This is a genomic window from Shewanella sp. YQ_9, from assembly GCF_043103185.1.
Lineage (GTDB): Bacteria > Pseudomonadota > Gammaproteobacteria > Enterobacterales > Shewanellaceae > Shewanella > Shewanella algae.
In genome coordinates, this window is the sequence record NZ_JBICJO010000026.1 from 191,765 (window position 1) to 212,310 (window position 20,546).

The following is a 20,546-nucleotide window of genomic DNA, read 5'->3' on the forward strand; positions in this document are numbered from 1 at the left end:
AGCATAGATGAATTCTGGATACTTTATTGGGCTGATGTCCGGCACCAGCATGGACGGCGTTGACGCCGTGTTGGTGGACTTCAGCAGTGGCCAACCCAAACTGCTTGGCCAACATACAGAGCCGTTACCCACCCATCTGTTCAAGGGCTTGCAACGTCTCTGCCAACCGGATACTGATGAAATCAATCGTTTGGGACGGCTGGACCGCACAGTAGGTAAGGTGTTTGCCAGCGCGGTCAAGCAACTGCTCGCCAACACTGGGGTGAGTAAGGAACAGGTCTGTGCCATCGGCAGTCATGGTCAGACAGTGCGCCATATGCCCAATCTGGAAGTGGGTTTTACCTTGCAGATTGGCGATCCCAACACTATCGCCGCCGAAACCGGCATAGATGTTATCGCCGATTTTCGCCGCAAGGATATCGCCCTCGGCGGCCAAGGCGCGCCGCTGGTGCCGGCATTCCACCAGCAGATATTTTCAAGCCCTGGCACCAACCGCATCATCCTCAATATTGGCGGCATAGCTAACATCACTTTCCTGCCCGCCGATAACCGGGAGATCCTTGGCTTTGATACCGGCCCGGGAAACACCCTGATAGACGCCTGGAGCCAGCAGATAAGACAACTGCCGTTCGATGAAGACGGTCAGTGGGCCGAAAGCGGCAACAGCTCGGCAGAATTTCTGGCACAACTGTTATCACACCCCTATTTCTCGCTGGATTACCCCAAGAGCACGGGCAGAGAGCTGTTCAACAACGCCTGGTTGGATCAACAACTGGCGCTGTTCAGCCATCTGCCGGAAGAGGATATTCAATCAACACTCCTGGACCTCACCTGCCACAGCATTGCCAGGGACATAGCCAAGTTGAGCCCGGATGGCGAAATCTACGTCTGTGGCGGCGGTGCACTCAATGGCGCGTTGATGAAACGCCTCGGAGCCCAGTTGCCCAACCACAGCATAGCCACCACCTCTGTGCTGGGTATCGATCCCAAATGGGTGGAAGGCATAGCGTTTGCCTGGTTGGCGCTGCGCCACCATCAGGGGTTGCCGGCCAATCTGCCGGCGGTAACAGGTGCCAGCCGCGAAGCCGTACTCGGCGCCCGCTTCCCCGCAGCCTGACTCCTTTCGATACAAGGTGCTGTAACAACAGCACCTTGACGTTAAACATCAGCCTTGTTTACCCCAAACCAACCTGGGCAACAGCGAATTTTTCAGCCTGTTAACCTTAACCTTCGCGTCCTCCAAGCAGCTGATTTTTCTGACACAAATTGGCGCTTCAGCTCACATTGAACTAGTGTTCATCTGGCTATACTGCGCCGGTAATATTCGGGAGCTATCCTGAATACCCGCGAATTTGTGGGAAACACATCACTGCACAGGATGCAACAATGAAGATGACACAAAAAATGCTCGCCGAATTTCTCGGCACCCTCTGGTTGGTTCTTGGCGGTTGCGGCAGCGCCGTATTGGCAGCCGCCTTTCCTGAGCTGGGGATCGGCTTTGTCGGGGTTGCCCTCGCCTTTGGTTTAACCGTGCTGACCATGGCATTTGCCATTGGCCACATTTCAGGTTGCCACCTCAACCCGGCAGTCTCTTTCGGACTCTGGGCCGGCGGCCGCTTTCCTGCTGCCGAGCTACTGCCTTATATCGTCTCTCAGGTGGCAGGGGCCATTGTCGGCGCCGCCATTCTCTATGTGATAGCCTCGGGTCAGGACGGATTCTCTCTGAGCGCCGGCTTTGCCTCCAACGGCTTTGGCGAGCACTCTCCCGGGGGTTACAGCCTGACGGCCGTGCTGGTTTGTGAACTGGTCATGACACTGTTCTTTCTGCTGATCATTCTCGGTGCCACCGACAAGCGAGCTCCAGCTGGTTTTGCTCCCATCGCCATAGGCCTTGGGCTGACACTTATCCACCTTATCAGTATCCCTGTGTCCAACACCTCGGTGAATCCGGCCCGCAGCACAGGACCGGCACTGTTTGTCGGTGATTGGGCCCTGAGTCAGCTATGGCTGTTTTGGGTTGCGCCTATTGCCGGTGCAATCATTGCGGGACTCATCTACCGCGCCTTTGAGAATCCATCCGAGTAAATAGTCTGGATAGTCAAAAAATCGATTGCGCCCTGCGGGGCGCTTTTTCTTGCCCGCAAGCGGTGTTAACATGCCGTCAATTTTTGGCCGGGCGCAGTGCCGCGGCCACCGAGATGAGATGTCACCATGAGCAAGAAACAAACCCAGGCCCAGTTCGCCGGTATGACTCCGGAAGGCCGCTACGACTTTCTGGTAGAGCAGGTCAAAGAGCATAAAGAGCTATGGGTACTACAGGACAATGACGGCTGCGTGATGCTGACCACGGATGATGAAGACTGTATTCCGGTATGGCCCAGTGAAGAAACGGCGTCCCTGTGGGCCGTGGATGATTGGCAGGATTGTCGGCCGCTGTCCATAGGCCTTGCCGAGTGGCTGGAGCGTTGGGTGCCAGGTATGGAAGATGACGAACTCTATGTTGCCGTCTTCCCTATGCTGGAAGATCTCGGCGTGGTTATTCCACCACATGAGCTGGAGCAGCGACTGGCGCCCAAGACGCGTCACTGAGTCAATAGCGCCATGTTTCAATAGAACATGAGTTAATAGAGCACAAGGAGCGCCGTAAGATGAGCCAAGCCGCCACTGAAATCTACGCCATTCCCAAACGCCTGCTGTTACTGATGCTGCTTTATATTGCCGCCTCGGTCAGTGGCCTGATTGCCGGTCAGGGTGTCGTCTTTTGTCTGCTGACGCTGATCATGGTGTTGGCGGTATTAGCGCGCCATCAGGCCGGCCTATGGGCACTGCGCTTCTATACCTTGGCGCAGCTCACGCTGGTGAGTTTCCTGCCCTATATTCTGGATCAGGGCGACAGTGTGGCCACAGGGCCCAATACCCTCAATATCGCCGGAATGGAACTCAAGGCTCCGGACTGGGCCATTTTCGGCTTTCTGATAGGCTTTTGCATGCTGCAGGTATGGATAGCCTTTACTCCTAAGGTCAAAGCCTTCTTCAAGCGTAAGATGAACTTCAACCTGATGCAGTAACCGGCCTTGCGCCCACAAAAAAAGCCGTCCAATAGGACGGCTTTTTGCTGCTTTCGCTCTCGGTTATACCGAGAAGCTGGCGCCACAACCACAGGTCGTGGTTGCGTTGGGATTTTTGACGAAGAAACGCGAGCCTTCCAGCCCTGAGGTGTAATCTACTTCACCGCCGACAAGATATTGCAGGCTCATGGGATCAACGACCAGCTGTACCCCTTGTTTTTCCACGGTGAAATCGCCTTCATTCACTTTTTCATCAAAGGTGAAGCCATACTGAAAACCTGAGCAGCCGCCGCCCGTGACATAGACCCGCAGCTTCAGCGCACTGTTCTGTTCTTCTTCCAGCAAGGCCTTGACCTTGGTTGCCGCCGCATCGGTAAACTGGATGGGCATAGCTGATTCAGCTTGTTCAGTCATTACTACCTCTTACATCTGTTTGCTGTGGCAGATTATCTGTTACCTGACTGTTTTGTTCAAGTATTATGCCGGGATCTTTTTCGCCCTCCAGCAACTCCGGCAGGCTGAAACTTTGTTCGGTTTCGGCGCCTTTGCTCCAGCGGCTGGCAGGCACGACGACCTTGGCCTTCATCTGCTGTAACTCGAACCCTTCAGGCAGGGTAAATTCCGCTTCCAGTACCTGAAAGTACTTGAAGTTAAATGCCAACTTGGTGTCCACCAGTTTAGCTAAACTCAGTTCGACTTGCTTGCCCTCTTGCATGCCAATGAGAAGTATCTCACTTCTTCCCTTGAGCGCCTGTTTGCGCTTTTGCAACTGGGTCAGTATCAGCTTGAGACGGTATTGCCCTGGGCCCGCCAACGGCATCAGTTCCAAACCATGGATAGCCACGCCTTCGGCGTTATGCTCCGGCGCCATGATACTGCGGTAGAAGGCCAGCTCACGTTCCAGCTCCTTCTGTTTCTTATGCTGCTTGTTGAACAGCTGCTGCATCTCCTCATTGGCCTCCTTGGCCAGGCTCAGCTCCAGATTACGGCTCGCCAGCAGCTGTGCTTGTTCCTGCAGTTGTCCCTGCAAGCGTTTCTTTTTACCGTCATTTTGTTGCAGCTGGACTTCACCTGGCGGGATAAAAAAGTGATAGCTGAGCAGTCCGGTCAGAAAGGCCACCATGACCAAGAGCAACAAATACAGACTGGATGGACGAATATTTCGCTCCATCACTTGCAGGCGATCGAGCCAGCGATGATAATTTGCCATTAACTAACAGCCCCTTATATAAAAATTTCCATCTTAGGTACTAAGATTTCACATCAGGCTTCGGAAAGCAGCAGTGCAGGCAAGATTCAGAAAGTTCAAACTTGAGGCGCGAAAGTATCTGCGCCACCAGATGAGAGACAAGCTGTCCCAAACGAGGATCAGTATTCAACTGTGTCTGCTGGCCCTGTTGTTTGCGCTGATGGCCTCGGCTGTCATCATACTGTTTCGCCTGCTGCTGCAATGGGCCAATCATTTTACCCAAACACAGGAATGGGATTTTACGGGCTCAATCGGTGACTGGCGAGTCCTGTTACCACTTTTTGGGGCTTTTTTGATCTGGCTGGTGGCCAGGTTTGGCTCCAAACGCTACAAGCGGATGGGTATAGCCTATGTGCTGCACAGGGTGAAACTGCATTATGGCAAGATCCCGCTGCAGTCGGCACCGGGGCAGTTTTTTCAGGCGCTGTTTGCGCTGGCGAGTAACTTCTCGGTTGGTCGTGAAGGCCCGGCCATTCATCTGGGGGCGGTCACCGCCTCAGTATTGGCAGAAAAATTCAAGCTGCCGGACAACAGTGTGCGCATCATGTGTGCCAGTGGCATAGCCGCCGGGATAGCCGCCACCTTCAACGCGCCCCTGGCCGCCGTGGTATTTGTCCTCGAAGTGGTGCTCAGGGAATACAAGGTGCAATACTTCTTCCCCATCATGCTGTCGGCCATCTGCGGCGCCGTATCCAGCCAGGTGGTGTTCGGTAATATCCACGAGTTTGATGCCATCAAGGTCAGCCATATTCCACTGGATCAATACCCGCTGCTGGCCCTCGGCGGTATAGTGCTGGGGGTCGCCGCGGCCCTATTCAATCACAGCCTTATTCAGGTGACCGAGCGCGGCCAACACTGGCCCTTGATTGTCCGCCTGTTGCTGGCAGGTGTTATCACCACTCTGATAGGACTGGTGCTGCCTCAGGCTCTGGGCAGCGGTGAAATGGCCATAGGACTGGCGGTCAGCGACAACCCGGCCATCTGGTTTTTGCTGGCGGTATTGCTGGCCAAGATTATCGCGACCATTGCCGCCATCGGCCTTGGGATCCCGGGAGGGATCATAGGTCCACTCTACGGCATAGGCGCCTTGGGCGGCGCCATTCTAGCTCAGGCGACCGCACTGCTGTTTCCCTCGGTGGCCCCCTATGCAGGGCTCTATACTGTTATCGGCATGACCGCCATGATGGGGGTTTGTCTCAGCGCACCACTCGCCGCCCTGGTGGCGCTACTGGAGATGACCAACGATGCCTCCATCATACTGCCCGGAATGATAGTGGCCGTGCCCGCCTACCTCATCGCCTATCAGGGGCTGAATGCCAAATCCATATTCTTTCGTCAGTTGGACATCATGGGCCTGGGTTACAAGGTGGCCCCGGTTAACCTGGGATTGCAGAAACTCGGGGTACGCGCTCTGATGGACAGGCGCATAGTGATAGTCAACAACAATGACGAGCTGTTGCTGGAGGTGATGAAACGCGCCCAGGGCAGGCCCGTGCTTGTCAGAGATGCCGAAGGGCAGATTGCCATGCTGGATCTGCAGATGCCTTCGTTTGACACTGACACCAGCCTGACCCAGCACAGGATCCAGGGGCTACCCGACTCGGCCACCCTCAACGAGGTGTACGAAATTCTGGCGCCGAAACGTGCCGGTGAAGTCTATATCTATCAGGATACACCGGAGAATATCGTCGGGGTGATCAGTTGGTCTAACCTGCAGCAGGAAATCCGTGCCGGAGAAGTGTAATTTCAATCATGGGTCATTTTCATAGCCGTCACCTTCTGTTATAGTTGCGCCTCAGCCAAACCCTACATAACCCATGGGTCCAGACCTCAGTGTCAGTACCCAATTGCATTGGAAACCAAGGCTGATGAACCAGTTCCAGGGATCACATATCCTCTCCGTAAACCAGTTAGATCTGGACGCCATTCAAACCATTTTCACCGTAGCCCAAAAGATGACCCCATACGCACTGCGCGAAAAGCGTACCAAGGTGCTGGATGGTGCTATTCTCGGCAATCTGTTTTTTGAACCCAGTACCCGTACCCGGGTCAGCTTCGGCTGCGCCTTCAACCTGCTTGGCGGCCGGGTCGCTGAAACGGTCGGCATGGCTTCCTCGTCGCTGTCCAAGGGGGAGTCCCTCTACGATACCGCCAGGGTGTTGTCCAGCTACTCGGACGTGATTGCCATGCGCCACCCCGAGTCCTATTCGGTACGCGAATTTGCCGAAGGCAGCCGGGTGCCTGTGATTAACGGCGGCGATGGTGCCAACGAACATCCAACCCAGGCGCTGCTGGATCTGTTCACCATACAGAAAGAGCTGCACAGCAAAGGCTTAGGCATAGACGGCATGCATATCGCCATGGTGGGCGATCTCAAATACGGCCGCACGGTGCACTCGCTGTCGCGTCTTCTGTGCATGTACAAGAACATCAGCTTCACCCTGATCTCCCCTGCCGAGCTGGCAATGCCTGACTATGTGATCGCCGACATTGAAAATGCCGGGCATAAGATCACAATAACAGACCAACTGGAAGGCAATTTAGATCAGGCTGATATACTCTATCTGACGCGCATTCAGGAAGAGCGCTTCCCCTCGCAGGAGGAAGCCGATAAGTATCGTGGCAAGTTCCGTTTGAACAGCGCCATATACACCAAAAATTGTAAGTCCAATACAGTGATCATGCATCCATTGCCTCGGGACTCCAGGCTGCAGGCCAATGAGCTGGACAATGATCTTAACAACCATCCCAACCTGGCTATCTTCCGTCAGGCCGACAATGGCTTGTTGATCCGCATGGCACTGTTTGCCCTGACACTCGGGGTGGACAATCAGTTGGAAAAATACGAGTGTCCGGTTAACTGGTATTCACGCAAGGCCGATCGCTAGAGAGCGGCCACTGACTTTAAGGATTAAACATGACCCGTTCTGAAGACCTGTTTGAACAGGCCAAGAAAACCATCCCCGGCGGTGTGAACTCGCCAGTACGTGCCTTCAACGGTGTAGGCGGCTCTCCCCGCTTCATCGAAAAGGCCGACGGTGCCTATATCTATGATGCCGACGGCAAAGCCTATATCGACTATGTCGGTTCCTGGGGGCCTATGATCCTGGGTCACAACCATCCCAAGATCCGCGAAGCGGTACTCAAGGCGGTGGAGAACGGTCTGTCTTTCGGTGCACCTACCGAGCTGGAAGTGCAGATGGCAGAAAAAGTCATTGAGATGGTGCCTTCCATAGAACAGGTACGCATGGTGAGCTCTGGTACAGAAGCCACCATGAGCGCCATACGCCTGGCTCGGGGTTACACCAACAGAGACAAGATCCTCAAGTTCGAAGGCTGCTACCACGGCCATGCCGACTGTCTGCTGGTTAAGGCTGGTTCCGGCGCCCTGACTCTGGGTCAACCCAGCTCCCCAGGGATCCCTGCTGACTTCGCCAAGCACACCCTGACCGCTGTCTATAACGATCTGGACTCAGTCAAAGAGCTGTTCAGCCAGCATCCGCAGGATATCGCCTGTATCATACTCGAGCCGGTTGCCGGCAACATGAACTGTATCCCGCCGGTTGCAGGTTTCCTCGAAGGACTGCGTGAGCTTTGCGATCAGTTCGGCGCCCTGCTGATCATCGACGAAGTGATGACAGGCTTCCGCGTCTCCAAGAGCGGTGCCCAAGGTCACTATGGGGTGACACCGGATCTGACCACTCTGGGTAAGGTTATCGGCGGCGGTATGCCGGTTGGTGCCTTCGGTGGCAAGAAAGAAGTCATGCAGTATATTGCCCCGACCGGCCCTGTGTACCAGGCCGGCACACTTTCGGGTAACCCTATCGCCATGACTGCAGGTCTGGCTCAGCTGGAAGCCCTGTCAGAGCCTGGCCTCTATGAGGAATTGGCAGCCAAGACCAAGCGTATCGCTGAAGGCTTCAAGGCCGCGGCCGACAAGCATGGTATCCCCATGGCCATCAACTATGTTGGCGGCATGTTTGGTTTCTTCTTTACCGATGAAGAGAAGATCACCGGCTTTGAGCAGGTCACCAAGTGCAACATGGAGCAGTTCCGCGCCTTCTATCACGGCATGCTGGACGAAGGTATCTACCTGGCACCGAGCGCCTTTGAAGCAGGCTTCCTGTCCATGGCTCACGGCGAGCAAGAGCTGCAGGCGACTCTGGATGCAGCCGATCGTGTTCTGGCACGCATGAAGTAATCCGCAGATGGATTGAAAACGGGGTCTATACGGCCCCGTTTTTTATGCCCACTCCCGCCGGGTAGATTTCTCTGGCGTCCAGCTCGAATTCTGGTTGCTCAATTCCCCTTCCACAAATTTTCCATCCAGCGCCATACTCACAAGCCAATTCAGGCTGCACCATGGCTGTCACGCCAACTTGCCACCGGCTCGCTAGTCGACTGTCGCCTTTCGCTGCCAAACAGGCCCAATCAGTACAAAACACCAAGATATAAAAAACAAACAGACCAAATCACTGGCTTAGCCCGAAAGTCGACGGACACTTATCACAAAGTCTAAGAAAATGTGTTCCAGTTAACAGTTGCGTTATCCATGTCAGTGTGGTCTGATCCGCACGCGTTATCACAGCTCGATTAATTGAACCTTGATAGCCGACACAAAAACTGCCCACTTCCCCCAGGGCAGACGAACATAAAATCAGCAGTTGGAATTGCATTTATGCTCTATACCTTTCTTATCATACTGGCGGTGTTGGCACTGCTGAGTATCATTTTTGAAGAGGTGACTCACCTCAACAAAGCCAAAACGACTCTGTTTTTCGGTTGTATCTCCTGGATAGCTCTGTTCATGTCTGCCGGCGACCCCGGCCATGAAAAGCTGGTAGAGCATCAACTCAATGAAAACCTGCTGGAAATCGCGACGCTCTGGCTGTTTTTGATGTCGACCATGACCTTTGTGGCCTATCTCAACGCCAAGGGCATGATCCAGATAATAGTGCAGAAGCTGTTTCCGCAGCGGGTCAGCACCCGGATGCTGATGCTGCAGGTTGCGCTGTTTTCCCTGGTATTGTCGGCCATCTGTGACAACGTCACCGCCACCTTGGTCTCTCTTGGGCTGCTGACCACCTTCAAGCTCGACAAACAGATGCGTCGCCGGATGGCGGTATTGATTATCTTTGCCGTCAACTCAGGGGGAGTTTCTCTGATAACGGGTGACGTCACTACCCTGATGATCTTCCTCGGCGGCCATGTGCATATGTCAGAACTGCTGATGTTGGTGCTGCCGGCGGCATTCAGCGTGATGTTGCTGGCAATACTCTTCTCCCTCAATGCCAAGGGCGAGGTGTCCACCACACCTATTCGTCAAAGTTACGAGACAGTGGATGTGCTTATCGCCATCATCTTCTTCACCACCATATTGATGACCATGGCACTGAACATTCTGTTTGCCATTCCCCCCGTGCTAACCTTCCTCACCGGGTTATCAATCATGTTCCTGGTGGGCCACACCGCCCGCAACGACAAAGAAGAACTGCAGATCCTCGAGTATATCCGCCAAGTGGAATACGACACCCTGCTGTTCTTCCTCGGGATCCTCTTGTTGGTGGGTATGCTCAAAGAGATAGGCACGCTGGATCTTCTGGCCCAGGTCTACGCCCGTCACGACCCCAACATTTCCAACTTTGTCACTGGTATGGGATCGGCCATATTGGATAACGTGCCACTGACCGCGGCGCTTTTGAAAGCCGCACCTGAACTGACCACGCCTGAGTGGCTGGGCCTGACCTACGCAGTAGGTGTGGGTGGCTCTCTGCTGGTGATAGGTTCGGCGGCCGGGATCATCGCCATGAGCAAGGTCAAAGAGCTGACCTTTGTCTCTTACCTCAAGTATGTTCCGGCGCTGTTGCTGTGCTACTCTGTAGGCTACGCCCTGACACTGCTGCTGGGGAACTACTTCTACGGAGCTTGAGCTCTAAGATAAAAAAGCGCCTTAATGGCGCTTTTTTATGCTTAGTTCCAGCCGTTTTGGGTCGACTTAGATGGCCGGCACCCGGAACTTCTGCCCTTGAATTTCCAGCACCACATCCCTTGGACGTATCTCAACGATCTTCAGTTGACCCTTGATGCTGTCACCCTCCTGCAGTTCGGCACCCTCCACATTCAGCCAACGCTTGGAAGGCTCTGAGGCATATACGTGAGCACTGATCTCAAACTCAGGAACCTGCAATTGCAGCCCGGCCGGCAAGCCGCCGTAAGGAGGCACCTCTTCCTCAGTCTTGGGAATGGGATCCAATTCGGGAGGCGATACGGGTTTTTCCGCCGAGTGCCGGTGCTCCACATCGGCAAGCGCCGCCTGAAACTGAGCCACCAACTCATCCTGGCGGCGGCTCTCGGCACTGGATAGCCCCACATCCTCAGCCGCTTCATTAACCTGCCGCTTGAGAGACTCTAGCACCTCAAGCCCACGGCGATTGGGGTTGGCTCCCAGGATAATCGGCTCATCGTCAGCCGCCGGCATCTCCTGCGGCTGATTTACAGTTGCTGAGCCATCAGCCTGGAGTTGCGCAAACTGCAGCTCTTTAGCCGCTTCGGCCACACTGGCGGCCAATAAATCACTGCCAGTCGACTGTGCATTAACCGAAGCCGGACTCTGGCGGGCTGCAATTTCAGCTTCGCCGCTTTGGTTTATTGAGCTCTGGCTTATTGAGCCCTGGTTTACTGAACTTTGGTTTATGGTCGCCCTATTCTCAGCCTGAGCATTTTGAGGCAGCGTATTTTGCGACTGGATTGTCCGAGATTGAACAGCCTGAGTCTGAGGTATCGGCTGGGCCATAGGCAAGGCAACCTTACCGGCCAAACGTACTTCCGTTGCACCTTGTTCAGCCACCTCAGCGGCTTGAGTCGGTTGCTTATATCCTTGAGACTCATCTTGTTGCCTGGCTTGCTGCTGCGAGGCTTTCGCCCCAACTGAAGATGTCTCGGGAGCCAGCGGCTTTTTATTGGTATCAAGCGAGTGCCAGCCCCAAGCCAAGGCGCCACCTGCCAGCACGGCCGCCACCAATACCGCCAGCGGCTTGAGATAGCGACTTGCCGAAGATTGTCGGCGATATTGCGCCCTGGGAGTCAACACAGGATCCAGTTGTTCACCCATTTCCTGTTGCTTGGCCCGGGTCACGGCATCGAGAAGGATAGACATCAGCTCGCTCCTCCTGCGTGCAATCTGGGGCCTTGATGACTCAAGTACAGATTGAGCTGAACCAGAGTTTGGCTGCCGGCAATGCCGTCCGGTTTCAAGCCGTGGCGCCGCTGAAACTGTTGCAGTGACTGCTCCAGCTCGCTGTCGAAATAACTCATCAGCCTGGCCGGGCGTTCATCCACCTGCGCCAGGGTATTTTCCAGCCACTGCACCTGGGCCAAACCGGCACTTGGGCCTATCGCCTTGAGCGGATCCTTGGGGGCATCCCAGATGATTTCAAAAGTACCGCTGAAATGACGGTTGAACCAATCGACGCTGACCCAGAGTTGTTGTTCATTGAGTTGCAGCAACAACTGCTCACCATCTTTGGTCACCAGAGTGCCATAGAAAGGCTGCTGTTGTTCATCCTCCAGATAGACCACAGCCGGATAGTTGAGCCGCAGTAAGGAGTTGAGATTGCCCTGCTGCTGATAGCAGGCAAGCCCCTGCTGTTCGGCGGCCTGACAGGCACTGATGCCTGAATATGGCACCTTGTCCCAAAGGGCAAACAGGGCCGCAAAGGCGGTATCTATATTGCGGCTCTGATCTATGGCCTGCGTCAAGATCCGCTGCGCCCGATTGACTGCGGGCTTGTCCGCAGCAGCTTGATTGACAGAAAGATGGTTAACAGCAGCTTGATTGCCTGCAACCCGAGTCTGCTTGGCATCTGTCACTGAATGAAGTTGATGTTCGGACTGATCTTGGGCCACAGCCTGTTCCGGCTGTGCTAGGAAATAGTAACCACCGGCAAATGCCAAAAGCAGCATGGCGGCGGCAGAAGCCGGTAACAAATAATTACGCTGTTTGATTTTCTCTCCCAGCACCTCTTCGGCGGCAGTGGCCACCATTTTGGCATCGATAGGGGTTCGAGACTGACCATAACCCGCCATCAAGGCCCGCTCACACAAGAGGTTGATAAGCCTTGGAATACCACCACTGAATTTATGCAGCGCCCGAATCGCGCCGCGGTTGAACAAGGGCTCGCTGCGCCCGGCCACCTGCAACCTGTGCTGCACATAGAAGCCCACCTCCTCTTCGGTGAGCGGCAACAGATGGTAACGGGCAGTGATTCGCTGCGCCAACTGCCGCAGTTCCTGGCGCTTGAGCAGTTGCTGCAGCTCGGGCTGACCTATGAGGATCACCTGCAGCAATTTACGGGTATCTGTCTCCAGGTTGGTAAGCAGGCGCAGTTGCTCAAGCACTTCGGCCCGCAGATGCTGGGCCTCATCGATGATCAGCACAGTGTTGCGCCCGGCCTGGTGGTTAGCCAACAGAAAACCACTGATATGATCGGTCAGCTGTTTGAGGGTGGGCGCCTCGCCATAGGGAATTTTCAACTCATCACAGAGGGTAGCCAGCAGTTCAAGCTCGGTCAGAGATGGATTGAGGATAAAGGCAGTATCGGTATTTTCCGGCAGTTGCCGCAGCAGGCAGCGGGAAACCGTGGTTTTCCCGGTACCGACTTCACCTGTCAGCAGCACAAAGCCCCCCGTCTCCCCAAGGCCATAGGTCAAATGCGCCAACGCCTCCCTGTGCCTGTCACTGAGAAACAGATAACTGGGATTGGGCGCGATAGAAAACGGGTTATCGTTCAGTCCATAAAAGGCCTTGTACATAGGCACTGCCATCCTTCTTTGCTAGAGACAGCCCAGTTTAAGGCAAGGCCATAAATTGTAAAACCCCGGCCGCCATTTATGTGATGCACGGGAAAGTCCCCCACGGCCGGGTCTCATGTTATCCTGAGGCCATTACCAAAGCAGTCGATTATAAGGAATCCACAAGCGTGCAGATTTATCTGGTTGGTGGCGCAGTGCGTGACAAACTATTGGGCTTACCCGTCAAGGACAGGGATCATCTGGTGGTAGGCGCGACTCCGGAGCAGATGGCCTCACTGGGATACCGGCAGGTGGGCAAGGATTTTCCCGTGTTTCTGCACCCCAAAACCCAGGAGGAGTACGCCCTGGCCAGAACCGAGCGCAAGACAGGCCTGGGTTACGGCGGTTTCTCCTGCTATGCAGCGCCCGATGTCACCCTGGAAGAGGATCTGCTGCGGCGGGACTTGACCATTAACGCCATAGCCCAAGGTGAGGATGGCGAACTGCACGACCCCTACAACGGCCAAAAGGATATCGAGGCCCGGGTGCTGAGGCATGTCTCCCCCGCTTTCGTTGAAGACCCGCTGCGGGTACTCAGGGTGGCCCGTTTTGCCGCCCGCTTTGCCCCTCAGGGCTTCAGTATAGCGCCGGAAACCCTGGCTCTGATGCAGGAAATTGCCGCCGGCCCCGAGCTTGGCGCACTGACGCCTGAGCGGGTATGGCAGGAGCTGGATAAGGTGCTCGGCTGCGAGCAGCCCCAGGTGTTTTTTGAAGTACTGCGCCAGGTTAACGCCTTACAAGCACTGATGCCGGAAATCGATGCCCTGTTTGGTGTGCCGCAACCAGCCAAGTGGCATCCGGAAATTGATACCGGCCTTCACACCTTGATGGTACTGGAGCAAGCCGCACTATTAACCCGCGACAAAGCCGTGCGCTTTGCCGCGCTGGTGCACGATCTCGGTAAGGCACTGACCCCGGCCGACATGCTGCCCAAGCACCATGGCCACGGCCAGAAGGGACTTGAACCTATTCGAAACCTGTGCGAGCGGCTGCGAGTGCCTTCCGAGTATCGGGATCTGGCGTTGCTGGTCAGCGATCAGCATCAAAATATTCATAATCTGGCGGAGCTCAAGCCGGAAACCATAGTGAAAATCTTCGACAAAGCCGATTTCTGGCGCAAGCCCGAGCGTCTGGAGCAACTGGCGCTGGCCTGCGAGGCCGATGCCAGAGGCCGCAGCGGGCTTGAACAAGCCCCCTACCCGCAGGCGCAAGCATTGAGGCAGTTATTTGCTGTCGCCTCAGCCATAGATGTCAAACCCATAGTGGCAGCGGGACACAAGGGGCCGGCCATCAGAGAAGAGCTCAGTCGCCAGCGGATTGCCGCCGTACGTCAAGAAAAGCAACTGTTACTGAATTCCGCCGTTTCCTGATAGAAAGGCAAGATATTGACGGCAATATTTTCAGTTATGTTAAGAAAATGGCGAAAGAAACTGGCTATCTTCCCAAAGACTTGGCAATTCAATGAGTATTCGATAAGGTAAAGCGGCCTGTACGTGAATATTCGTAGCAAAATAAATTGACTATGACATAATTAGGCGGTGTCGGCTGTTTTACAGTCGAGCCATTAAAAATCCAACCTATCTAAAGGGATTTCTTCATGAACAAAAAAGTACTGATGATTGCTGGCGTAGCAATGACTGCTCTGCTGGGTGGCTGTGCCAACACCACTGCTCTGGAAGAAAGCGTTGCTAACCTGGGCAACAAAGTTGATCAATTATCAGCCGAAGTTAGCTCTCTGAAAGCAGAGCAAGGCAAACTGTCTGCTGACGTTAAAGATGCCAAAGCTGCTGCTATGGACGCTCAGTCTGAAGCTAAGCGTGCTAACGACCGCTTGGACAACGTTGCTTCTCGTTACAAGAAGTAATTCAGTCCCGGATCGGCAACACCAAGGTGTTGCCGATTTGCTTTTCGCTAAAACCTATAGTGACTTCCAGTCAGTCCTGACCCAAATTCCAGCCAAAACCTTCACTTTTCAGCCTAAACCCGAGGCTCAAACTCAGTTCCGTTTAATCACCAACACACGGTAATCCAGCTCCAGCCCCTTAACTGCTCGAGTAGCAAGCGCACGCTTCTGTTTTTCGCTGGCGCGCCAGGCATAAGGAGTGGTTTCCAAAAGCGTCAACGCCTGCTCACCGCTCACATCCAGAGAAAAACTCAAGCTCTCGGTTTCCAGCACAGTCAACTCGGCCGGCAGGCTGATACTGAACTCCCGCTGCTTGAGATCCGCGTTTAATTGCTCACGCAACTGCCATAAGTGTCTGGGCCCGGGTGCCAACATCACAAGATGTGCCCCAGGCTTCATCACCCTGGGGATCTCCTTGCCCTTGAGCTGACCATCGAGCAGAGTCACCAGTGAAAACTGCGCATCTTCAAAGGGCAAGCGTTTGGCAACACTGAGAAATACCTGCGCCGTCGGCAAGGCTTTGGCAGCGGCGAAGGCGGCATTTTGCGCATCACAGATAAGCAGACGTTGCAGTTCATCCGGCAGTTGCAGCATCTGCTGCAAGGCGCCGTCTCCGGCGTTGGGATCAAGTACAGCGTCACAGTTTTCGGCGAGCCTGGCCAGCTTAAGATTAAGCGCCTGATGCAAAGGCGCCATCAACTCAGACTGCAGCAGAAAACGCCGGGCCCGCAACGCCTGGCGCGACAAGGCATGTACCGCCGCGCTCTTGGGCTTGGCCAGCAGCCAATAACCGTCTTCCTGGCGATCGAAGTGATGTTTGTTGGCGCAGTAAAAACCTCTGGATGCCTGATGTTGCTTGAGTTCACTCTGGCAAACCGGGCACTGAAATTGCGCTGAATTCATCTTAGCTCCACAGAAAGATAAAGCCGCATAGAAGCGCGCCGAGCGCCAGACGGTAGAGCACGAAAGGCAGCATGCCCATCTTGCTGATAATCTTCAAAAACAGGTGGATACAGGTATAAGCCGCCACAAAAGAGAGCACTACGCCCAGTATCAAGGCCTGCCAGTCAATCACATGCCCGCCGTCGAGCAGATCTTTGCCCATCAGCAGCGCCGCCCCCAGGATCACAGGAATCGACATCAAAAAAGAGAAACGCGCCGCCGCCTCACGGTTTAGCCCCAGCATCAGGGCCGCCGTCATGGTGATCCCCGAGCGACTGGTGCCGGGAATAAGTGCCAAAGCTTGGGCGAAACCTATCATCAATGCCTTGCGCCAGCCGGTTTGATACTCAGTGAGCTCAAGCCGTGCCATCTTATCCGACCACCAGAGCAGCAAACCGAATACCACAGTAGTGATGGCAATAACGCCTGGCCCCCGCAGATAGGTTTCAACCAGATCTTTGGCCACAAAACCAAAAACGACCGCGGGTATGGTGGCCAGAATAATCCACCAGGCCAGTTTGCTCTCGGCACTGTGGTTACCCTTGAATATGCTGCCAAACCAGGCGTTCAGCATAGCGATGATTTCAGTACGGAAGTAGAGCACCACCGCCAGTAATGAGCCTATGTGCACCGCCACATCGAAGGCCAGCCCCTGATCTTCCCACCCCAGTAATTGGGAGGGCAAAATAAGGTGCGCCGAGCTGGAGATAGGTAAAAATTCAGTCAGGCCCTGGATCAGGGCAAGGATGATGACCTGTATTGTGTCCATAATTGTCCTTTAAAAATCAGGCCGACAGGCCCCAATCGAAAGCGATAGGCCAGAGTTTCTGGCTGGCCTTGTCATATTCCTGCCACAACACTTGGTAGCTGAGTTGTGCCAGTGGATGCTTGGTTTGCGGCGCCAGTTCAGCCAGTGGCCAAAGCACAAAGGCATTGGTCAGGATCTCGGCTCGGGGCAAAACTACCGGCTGGTGGCAGACCCGGTCATCATAGAGCAGCAGATCCAAGTCCAAGGTGCGCGGAGCAAACTTTTTCGCCCCGGGAATACGCCCATGACGCAGCTCTATATCCTTGAAGCAGGCCACCACTTCGGCAATGTCGAGCGAGGTGTGAGCGCCCACCACCATGTTGAGAAAGTTGCTGCCCTTGAATCCCACAGATTCACTCTCGTAAACCGATGACAGTTGCAGCTCGCCAAACGCAGCGTGCAGCTCTTTGATAGCTGCACGCAGATAATGTTCCGGGTCGATATTACTGCCCAGACTGATGTAGATATGTGCCATATTGCCGTTAGATACCACGCTCGATTTCAACACCGACCGCTTTGGCCGAAGGAACGGCGCCGGGCTTCATCACCCGCACCTTGACCCAAGGCACTGAAAATTCGCTCATCAGGCAATGGGCTATCATCTCGGCCACGGTTTCAATCAACTCAATGGGCTTTTCGGTGATCAGGGCGGTGAGGCGCTTGCTAACGGTTTCATAACAGAGCGCCTGGCTGTAATCATCACTGTCGGCGGCGGCTCTGTTATCCCAGGCCATATCCAGATCGATAAGCAGTGTCTGGTGTACCTGTTTCTCCCACTCATAGATCCCGATAACCGTTTCTATCTGTAATTCCCGTATCAGCACTCTGTCCATAAAATCCCCCTTAGCAACTGCCGGGCCTGAGGTCAGATAAGCTATCGGCAATAAAACCGCTATAATCCGCCCCGTTCCTGAGATATTCACTGTAGCCCCTTTCTACCTGGCCCGATCTTAAGTAGGATAAGGCATTGAAGGACAAGATGAACCCGAGATTTTTAACCGCCAGCTGACGGTAAAGATTTTCACCTTGGGTTATCCGGGCAAGGGCTGCATATTTCAGTGTGCGCGATAATACCTTAAGACGAGTAAGGAAACCAATTTGAGTACCATGGTACTGACCCCAATTATGATTGTGGCCGCTTACCTGCTCGGCTCTATCTCCAGTGCCGTGCTGGTGTGCCGCCTCAAGGGCCTGCCGGATCCCAGAGGCAAGGGTTCGGGCAACCCGGGCGCCACCAACGTGTTGCGCATCGGCGGCACTTGGGCCGCAGCCATGGTGTTTTTCTTCGATATGCTCAAGGGTGCCCTGCCCACTTATACCGCTTATCTGATGGGAATAGATGCCATCTGGCTCGGGGTGATAGCCATTGCCGCTTGTCTGGGGCACATATACCCGATTTTCTTCGGCTTCAAGGGCGGCAAAGGCGTTGCCACAGCACTCGGTGCCATGGCGCCCATAGGTGAAGGCTTGGCGCTGTGTTTGATGGGCACCTGGTTATTGGTGGTATTGCTGACCCGCTATTCATCACTGGCGGCTTTGGTAACGGCGCTCTTGGCGCCTGTATATACCTGGTGGCTGGATGACAGATTTACCCTGCCGGTGGCCATGCTATCGACGCTGATCATTATCCGCCACAAGGATAATATTCGCCGTCTGCTCAAGGGAGAAGAGTCCAAGATGTCGCGCTCAAAGCGCACTAAATAGGGCCAAAGGCTGCCAGCTTTTAAAGCAGCTATCAAAAAGTAAAAGGCGCCAATGGCGCCTTTTACTTTTCAGGTATTACAGATGGTGGGTTAGCCGGGCTTCAGGAAATCGCTTCCAGGGTATCCAGCGGCCAACGTGGCTGCCCTTTCACTGCCAGCGTCTCACGCTCGCCGGCCTTGAGGCGCTGCAAGCCAGCGTAGGCTATCATGGCACCGTTATCCGTGCAGAACTCGCCTCTTGGGTAGAAAACCTTGCCGCCACGGCTTTGCATCAACTCGGCCAGTGAGTTTCTCAGACGGGTGTTGGCGCTGACGCCACCGGCAATGACCAAGCGCTTAAAGCCGGTTTGCTCCAGTGCTCGGCGGCACTTGATGACCATGGTATCGACCACGGCTTCTTCAAAAGCCCGGGCGATATTGGCGCGGGTCTGCTCATCATCCGGTTCGGCGGCTATGGTATTGGCGGCGTAGGTTTTCAGCCCTGAGAAACTAAAATCCAATCCCGGTCTGTCGGTCATTGGTCGGGGAAACTTATAGCCGGCCATTTCCCCTTTGGCGGCAAGCTTGGCCAATCTTGGGCCACCTGGATAATCCAGCCCCATCAGTTTGGCTGTCTTGTCGAAAGCTTCACCGGCCGCATCGTCTATGGATTCACCCAAAACTTCATAGCGGCCTATGCCTTCCACCTTCACCAGCATGGAGTGACCACCTGAAACCAAAAGTGCCACGAAGGGAAACTCAGGCGCATCCTCTTCCAGCATGGGCGCCAACAGATGCCCTTCCATATGATGAACACCTACTGCGGGCTTATTCCAGGCAAATGCCAGGGAACGGCCGACGCAGGCGCCCACCAAAAGCGCACCAATCAGGCCAGGGCCCTTGGTGTAGGCGATGCCGTCGAGATCTTCGATACGGGTATCGGCCTTGGCCAGCGCCTCACGGATCAGCGGTACTATTTTGCGCACATGATCCCTTGATGCCAGCTCAGGCACCACGCCACCATAGTCGGCATGTAACTTAACCTGACTGTAGAGAGCATGGGACAACAACCCCTGCTCTTCGTCGTAAACCGCTATTCCTGTCTCATCACAGGATGTTTCAATACCTAAAACCCGCATCTATGAAATCTTTCCGCCTGAAAAGGGGCGCCAATTCTACCCCTAACCAAGAGATTTCTCCAGTTGTAGGCTAAAGTGAATTTACTTTAGGGACTTTACATCCAGTGCCAGTCGGTTTAAAATTCCGCACCATTTTAAATACACTTGGGTCAAGATTGACTCAATACAAACTTACACCTAAGGGGTGATGGCGTATGCCAATTATTAAAGTACGTGAAAACGAACCATTCGACGTAGCTCTGCGTCGTTTCAAGCGCTCTTGTGAAAAAGCCGGTATCCTGGCCGACGTGCGTGCTCGTGAATTCTACGAGAAGCCAACTACTGCTCGTAAGCGTGCAAAAGCTGCTGCAGTTAAGCGTCTGGCCAAGAAGCTTTCTCGCGAAAACGCACGTCGCGTACGTTTATACTAATTCCTTATGAGCCTGATAGATAAGCTAAAAGACCAAATGAAACAAGCCTTGGTGGCCAAAGAGAAGGTCCGCCTTGGTACGATTCGTATGGCATTAGCTGCCATCAAACAGATTGAAGTGGACACCCGCGAAACTCTGAATGATGAGCAGATAATAGCTGTCTTGACCAAAATGGTGAAACAACGCCGTGATGCCATTGCCCAATATGAGGCAGCAGGTCGTCCGGAGTTGGCAGAAGCCGAAGCAGCAGAGATTCAAGTTATTGAAACTTTTCTGCCCCAGCCTCTGAGCGAAAGCGAAATCGCTGCGCTGATTGATGCCGCTATCCAAGATAGCGGTGCCAGCACCATGGCGGATATGGGCAAAGTAATGGGAGCGTTGAAATCCAAAGTTCAGGGTCGTGCAGACATGGGTGCCATCAGTGCCCAGATCCGTGCCAAACTGCAATAAGCGGGTTTCCACGTATGAACAAGCCGTGCTTCTGCGCGGCTTGTT

At 54.4% G+C, this 20,546-nt stretch carries 22 protein-coding genes; 13 read left to right on the forward strand and 9 right to left on the reverse strand.

Features of this window, described 5'->3' with window-relative positions; genetic code table 11:
- Positions 1 to 7: 7 nt before the first annotated feature.
- The 4 genes from ACF8D4_RS08055 (at position 8) to ACF8D4_RS08070 (ending at position 3,068) form a co-directional block, all read left to right on the forward strand.
- Positions 8 to 1,117, forward strand: coding sequence for an anhydro-N-acetylmuramic acid kinase (locus ACF8D4_RS08055; RefSeq protein WP_025010529.1), 1,110 nt, complete (start codon positions 8 to 10; stop codon positions 1,115 to 1,117).
- Between the two features lie 269 nt (positions 1,118 to 1,386).
- Positions 1,387 to 2,085, forward strand: a complete 699-nt coding sequence (aqpZ, locus tag ACF8D4_RS08060) for an aquaporin Z (RefSeq protein WP_028779766.1) — start codon at positions 1,387 to 1,389, stop codon at positions 2,083 to 2,085.
- A 126-nt stretch (positions 2,086 to 2,211) separates the two neighbouring features.
- The gene (locus ACF8D4_RS08065; protein ID WP_025010527.1) at positions 2,212 to 2,589 is read left to right on the forward strand and encodes a DUF2750 domain-containing protein; all 378 of its coding nucleotides are present in this window, start codon (positions 2,212 to 2,214) and stop codon (positions 2,587 to 2,589) included.
- A 59-nt stretch (positions 2,590 to 2,648) separates the two neighbouring features.
- Positions 2,649 to 3,068 carry a hypothetical protein gene (locus tag ACF8D4_RS08070; RefSeq protein WP_146507787.1) on the forward strand — a complete coding sequence of 140 codons (420 nt, stop codon included), beginning with the start codon at positions 2,649 to 2,651 and terminating at the stop codon, positions 3,066 to 3,068.
- Positions 3,069 to 3,131: 63 nt separating this feature from the next.
- On the opposite strand, the gene erpA is transcribed toward ACF8D4_RS08070, so the two are convergent.
- Together erpA and ACF8D4_RS08080 are read right to left on the reverse strand one after the other, a co-directional pair.
- Entirely contained in the window at positions 3,132 to 3,482 is a 351-nt protein-coding gene (gene erpA, locus ACF8D4_RS08075) for an iron-sulfur cluster insertion protein ErpA (RefSeq protein WP_025010525.1), read from the reverse strand.
- Positions 3,475 to 4,278 (reverse strand): DUF6776 family protein, encoded by an 804-nt coding sequence (locus ACF8D4_RS08080; protein WP_146507788.1) that lies wholly within the window; start codon positions 4,276 to 4,278, stop codon positions 3,475 to 3,477. The genes erpA and ACF8D4_RS08080 overlap by 8 nt, the downstream gene beginning before the upstream one ends.
- Positions 4,279 to 4,408: 130 nt before the next feature.
- Between ACF8D4_RS08080 and ACF8D4_RS08085 the strand changes: the two genes are divergently transcribed.
- The 4 genes from ACF8D4_RS08085 (at position 4,409) to nhaD (ending at position 10,246) form a co-directional block, all read left to right on the forward strand.
- Positions 4,409 to 6,061: a chloride channel protein gene (locus ACF8D4_RS08085; RefSeq protein ID WP_081782932.1), complete on the forward strand. Its 1,653-nt coding sequence runs from the start codon at positions 4,409 to 4,411 to the stop codon at positions 6,059 to 6,061.
- Positions 6,062 to 6,185: 124 nt separating this feature from the next.
- Complete coding sequence (locus ACF8D4_RS08090) at positions 6,186 to 7,205, forward strand: aspartate carbamoyltransferase (RefSeq protein ID WP_025010522.1); 1,020 nt, start codon at positions 6,186 to 6,188, stop codon at positions 7,203 to 7,205.
- 29 nt (positions 7,206 to 7,234) lie between these two features.
- On the forward strand, positions 7,235 to 8,518 hold the full coding sequence (hemL, locus tag ACF8D4_RS08095; RefSeq protein ID WP_028779763.1) for a glutamate-1-semialdehyde 2,1-aminomutase: 1,284 nt from the start codon (positions 7,235 to 7,237) through the stop codon (positions 8,516 to 8,518).
- A gap of 477 nt (positions 8,519 to 8,995) precedes the next feature.
- Complete coding sequence (gene nhaD / locus ACF8D4_RS08100; protein WP_045283525.1) at positions 8,996 to 10,246, forward strand: sodium:proton antiporter NhaD; 1,251 nt, start codon at positions 8,996 to 8,998, stop codon at positions 10,244 to 10,246.
- 66 nt (positions 10,247 to 10,312) lie between these two features.
- Here nhaD and ACF8D4_RS08105 read toward each other — a convergent pair whose 3' ends face one another.
- The gene (locus ACF8D4_RS08105) at positions 10,313 to 11,473 is read right to left on the reverse strand and encodes a general secretion pathway protein GspB (RefSeq protein ID WP_190532891.1); all 1,161 of its coding nucleotides are present in this window, start codon (positions 11,471 to 11,473) and stop codon (positions 10,313 to 10,315) included.
- On the reverse strand, positions 11,473 to 13,128 hold the full coding sequence (locus ACF8D4_RS08110) for an ExeA family protein (protein ID WP_025010520.1): 1,656 nt from the start codon (positions 13,126 to 13,128) through the stop codon (positions 11,473 to 11,475). Before ACF8D4_RS08110 ends, ACF8D4_RS08105 begins: the two co-directional genes overlap by 1 nt.
- A 167-nt stretch (positions 13,129 to 13,295) precedes the next feature.
- Here ACF8D4_RS08110 and ACF8D4_RS08115 point away from each other — a divergent pair, with 167 nt between their 5' ends.
- Together ACF8D4_RS08115 and ACF8D4_RS08120 are read left to right on the forward strand one after the other, a co-directional pair.
- A complete protein-coding gene (locus ACF8D4_RS08115) occupies positions 13,296 to 14,537 on the forward strand; it encodes a multifunctional CCA addition/repair protein (protein ID WP_101059501.1) in 1,242 nt (413 codons plus the stop codon).
- A gap of 227 nt (positions 14,538 to 14,764) precedes the next feature.
- The gene (locus tag ACF8D4_RS08120) at positions 14,765 to 15,031 is read left to right on the forward strand and encodes an Lpp/OprI family alanine-zipper lipoprotein (protein ID WP_025010519.1); all 267 of its coding nucleotides are present in this window, start codon (positions 14,765 to 14,767) and stop codon (positions 15,029 to 15,031) included.
- A 132-nt stretch (positions 15,032 to 15,163) separates the two neighbouring features.
- Here ACF8D4_RS08120 and ACF8D4_RS08125 read toward each other — a convergent pair whose 3' ends face one another.
- The 4 genes from ACF8D4_RS08125 to folB are packed head-to-tail and all read right to left on the reverse strand — an operon-like array spanning position 15,164 to position 17,653.
- Positions 15,164 to 15,973 (reverse strand): putative RNA methyltransferase, encoded by an 810-nt coding sequence (locus ACF8D4_RS08125; RefSeq protein ID WP_025887815.1) that lies wholly within the window; start codon positions 15,971 to 15,973, stop codon positions 15,164 to 15,166.
- A gap of 1 nt (position 15,974) precedes the next feature.
- Positions 15,975 to 16,781 carry an undecaprenyl-diphosphate phosphatase gene (locus ACF8D4_RS08130; RefSeq protein ID WP_101059502.1) on the reverse strand — a complete coding sequence of 269 codons (807 nt, stop codon included), beginning with the start codon at positions 16,779 to 16,781 and terminating at the stop codon, positions 15,975 to 15,977.
- 16 nt (positions 16,782 to 16,797) lie between these two features.
- Complete coding sequence (folK, locus tag ACF8D4_RS08135) at positions 16,798 to 17,295, reverse strand: 2-amino-4-hydroxy-6-hydroxymethyldihydropteridine diphosphokinase (RefSeq protein ID WP_101059503.1); 498 nt, start codon at positions 17,293 to 17,295, stop codon at positions 16,798 to 16,800.
- A gap of 7 nt (positions 17,296 to 17,302) precedes the next feature.
- The gene (folB, locus tag ACF8D4_RS08140; RefSeq protein WP_025010515.1) at positions 17,303 to 17,653 is read right to left on the reverse strand and encodes a dihydroneopterin aldolase; all 351 of its coding nucleotides are present in this window, start codon (positions 17,651 to 17,653) and stop codon (positions 17,303 to 17,305) included.
- Between the two features lie 274 nt (positions 17,654 to 17,927).
- Between folB and plsY the strand changes: the two genes are divergently transcribed.
- Positions 17,928 to 18,524, forward strand: coding sequence for a glycerol-3-phosphate 1-O-acyltransferase PlsY (gene plsY / locus ACF8D4_RS08145; protein WP_371873721.1), 597 nt, complete (start codon positions 17,928 to 17,930; stop codon positions 18,522 to 18,524).
- Between the two features lie 100 nt (positions 18,525 to 18,624).
- Here the strand turns inward: plsY and tsaD are convergent, their stop codons facing one another.
- The gene (gene tsaD, locus ACF8D4_RS08150; RefSeq protein ID WP_129978443.1) at positions 18,625 to 19,641 is read right to left on the reverse strand and encodes a tRNA (adenosine(37)-N6)-threonylcarbamoyltransferase complex transferase subunit TsaD; all 1,017 of its coding nucleotides are present in this window, start codon (positions 19,639 to 19,641) and stop codon (positions 18,625 to 18,627) included.
- A gap of 194 nt (positions 19,642 to 19,835) precedes the next feature.
- Between tsaD and rpsU the strand changes: the two genes are divergently transcribed.
- Positions 19,836 to 20,051 carry a 30S ribosomal protein S21 gene (rpsU, locus tag ACF8D4_RS08155; protein WP_006080725.1) on the forward strand — a complete coding sequence of 72 codons (216 nt, stop codon included), beginning with the start codon at positions 19,836 to 19,838 and terminating at the stop codon, positions 20,049 to 20,051.
- Between the two features lie 6 nt (positions 20,052 to 20,057).
- Entirely contained in the window at positions 20,058 to 20,501 is a 444-nt protein-coding gene (locus ACF8D4_RS08160; RefSeq protein ID WP_025010513.1) for a GatB/YqeY domain-containing protein, read from the forward strand.
- The last annotated feature ends 45 nt before the right edge of the window (positions 20,502 to 20,546 follow it).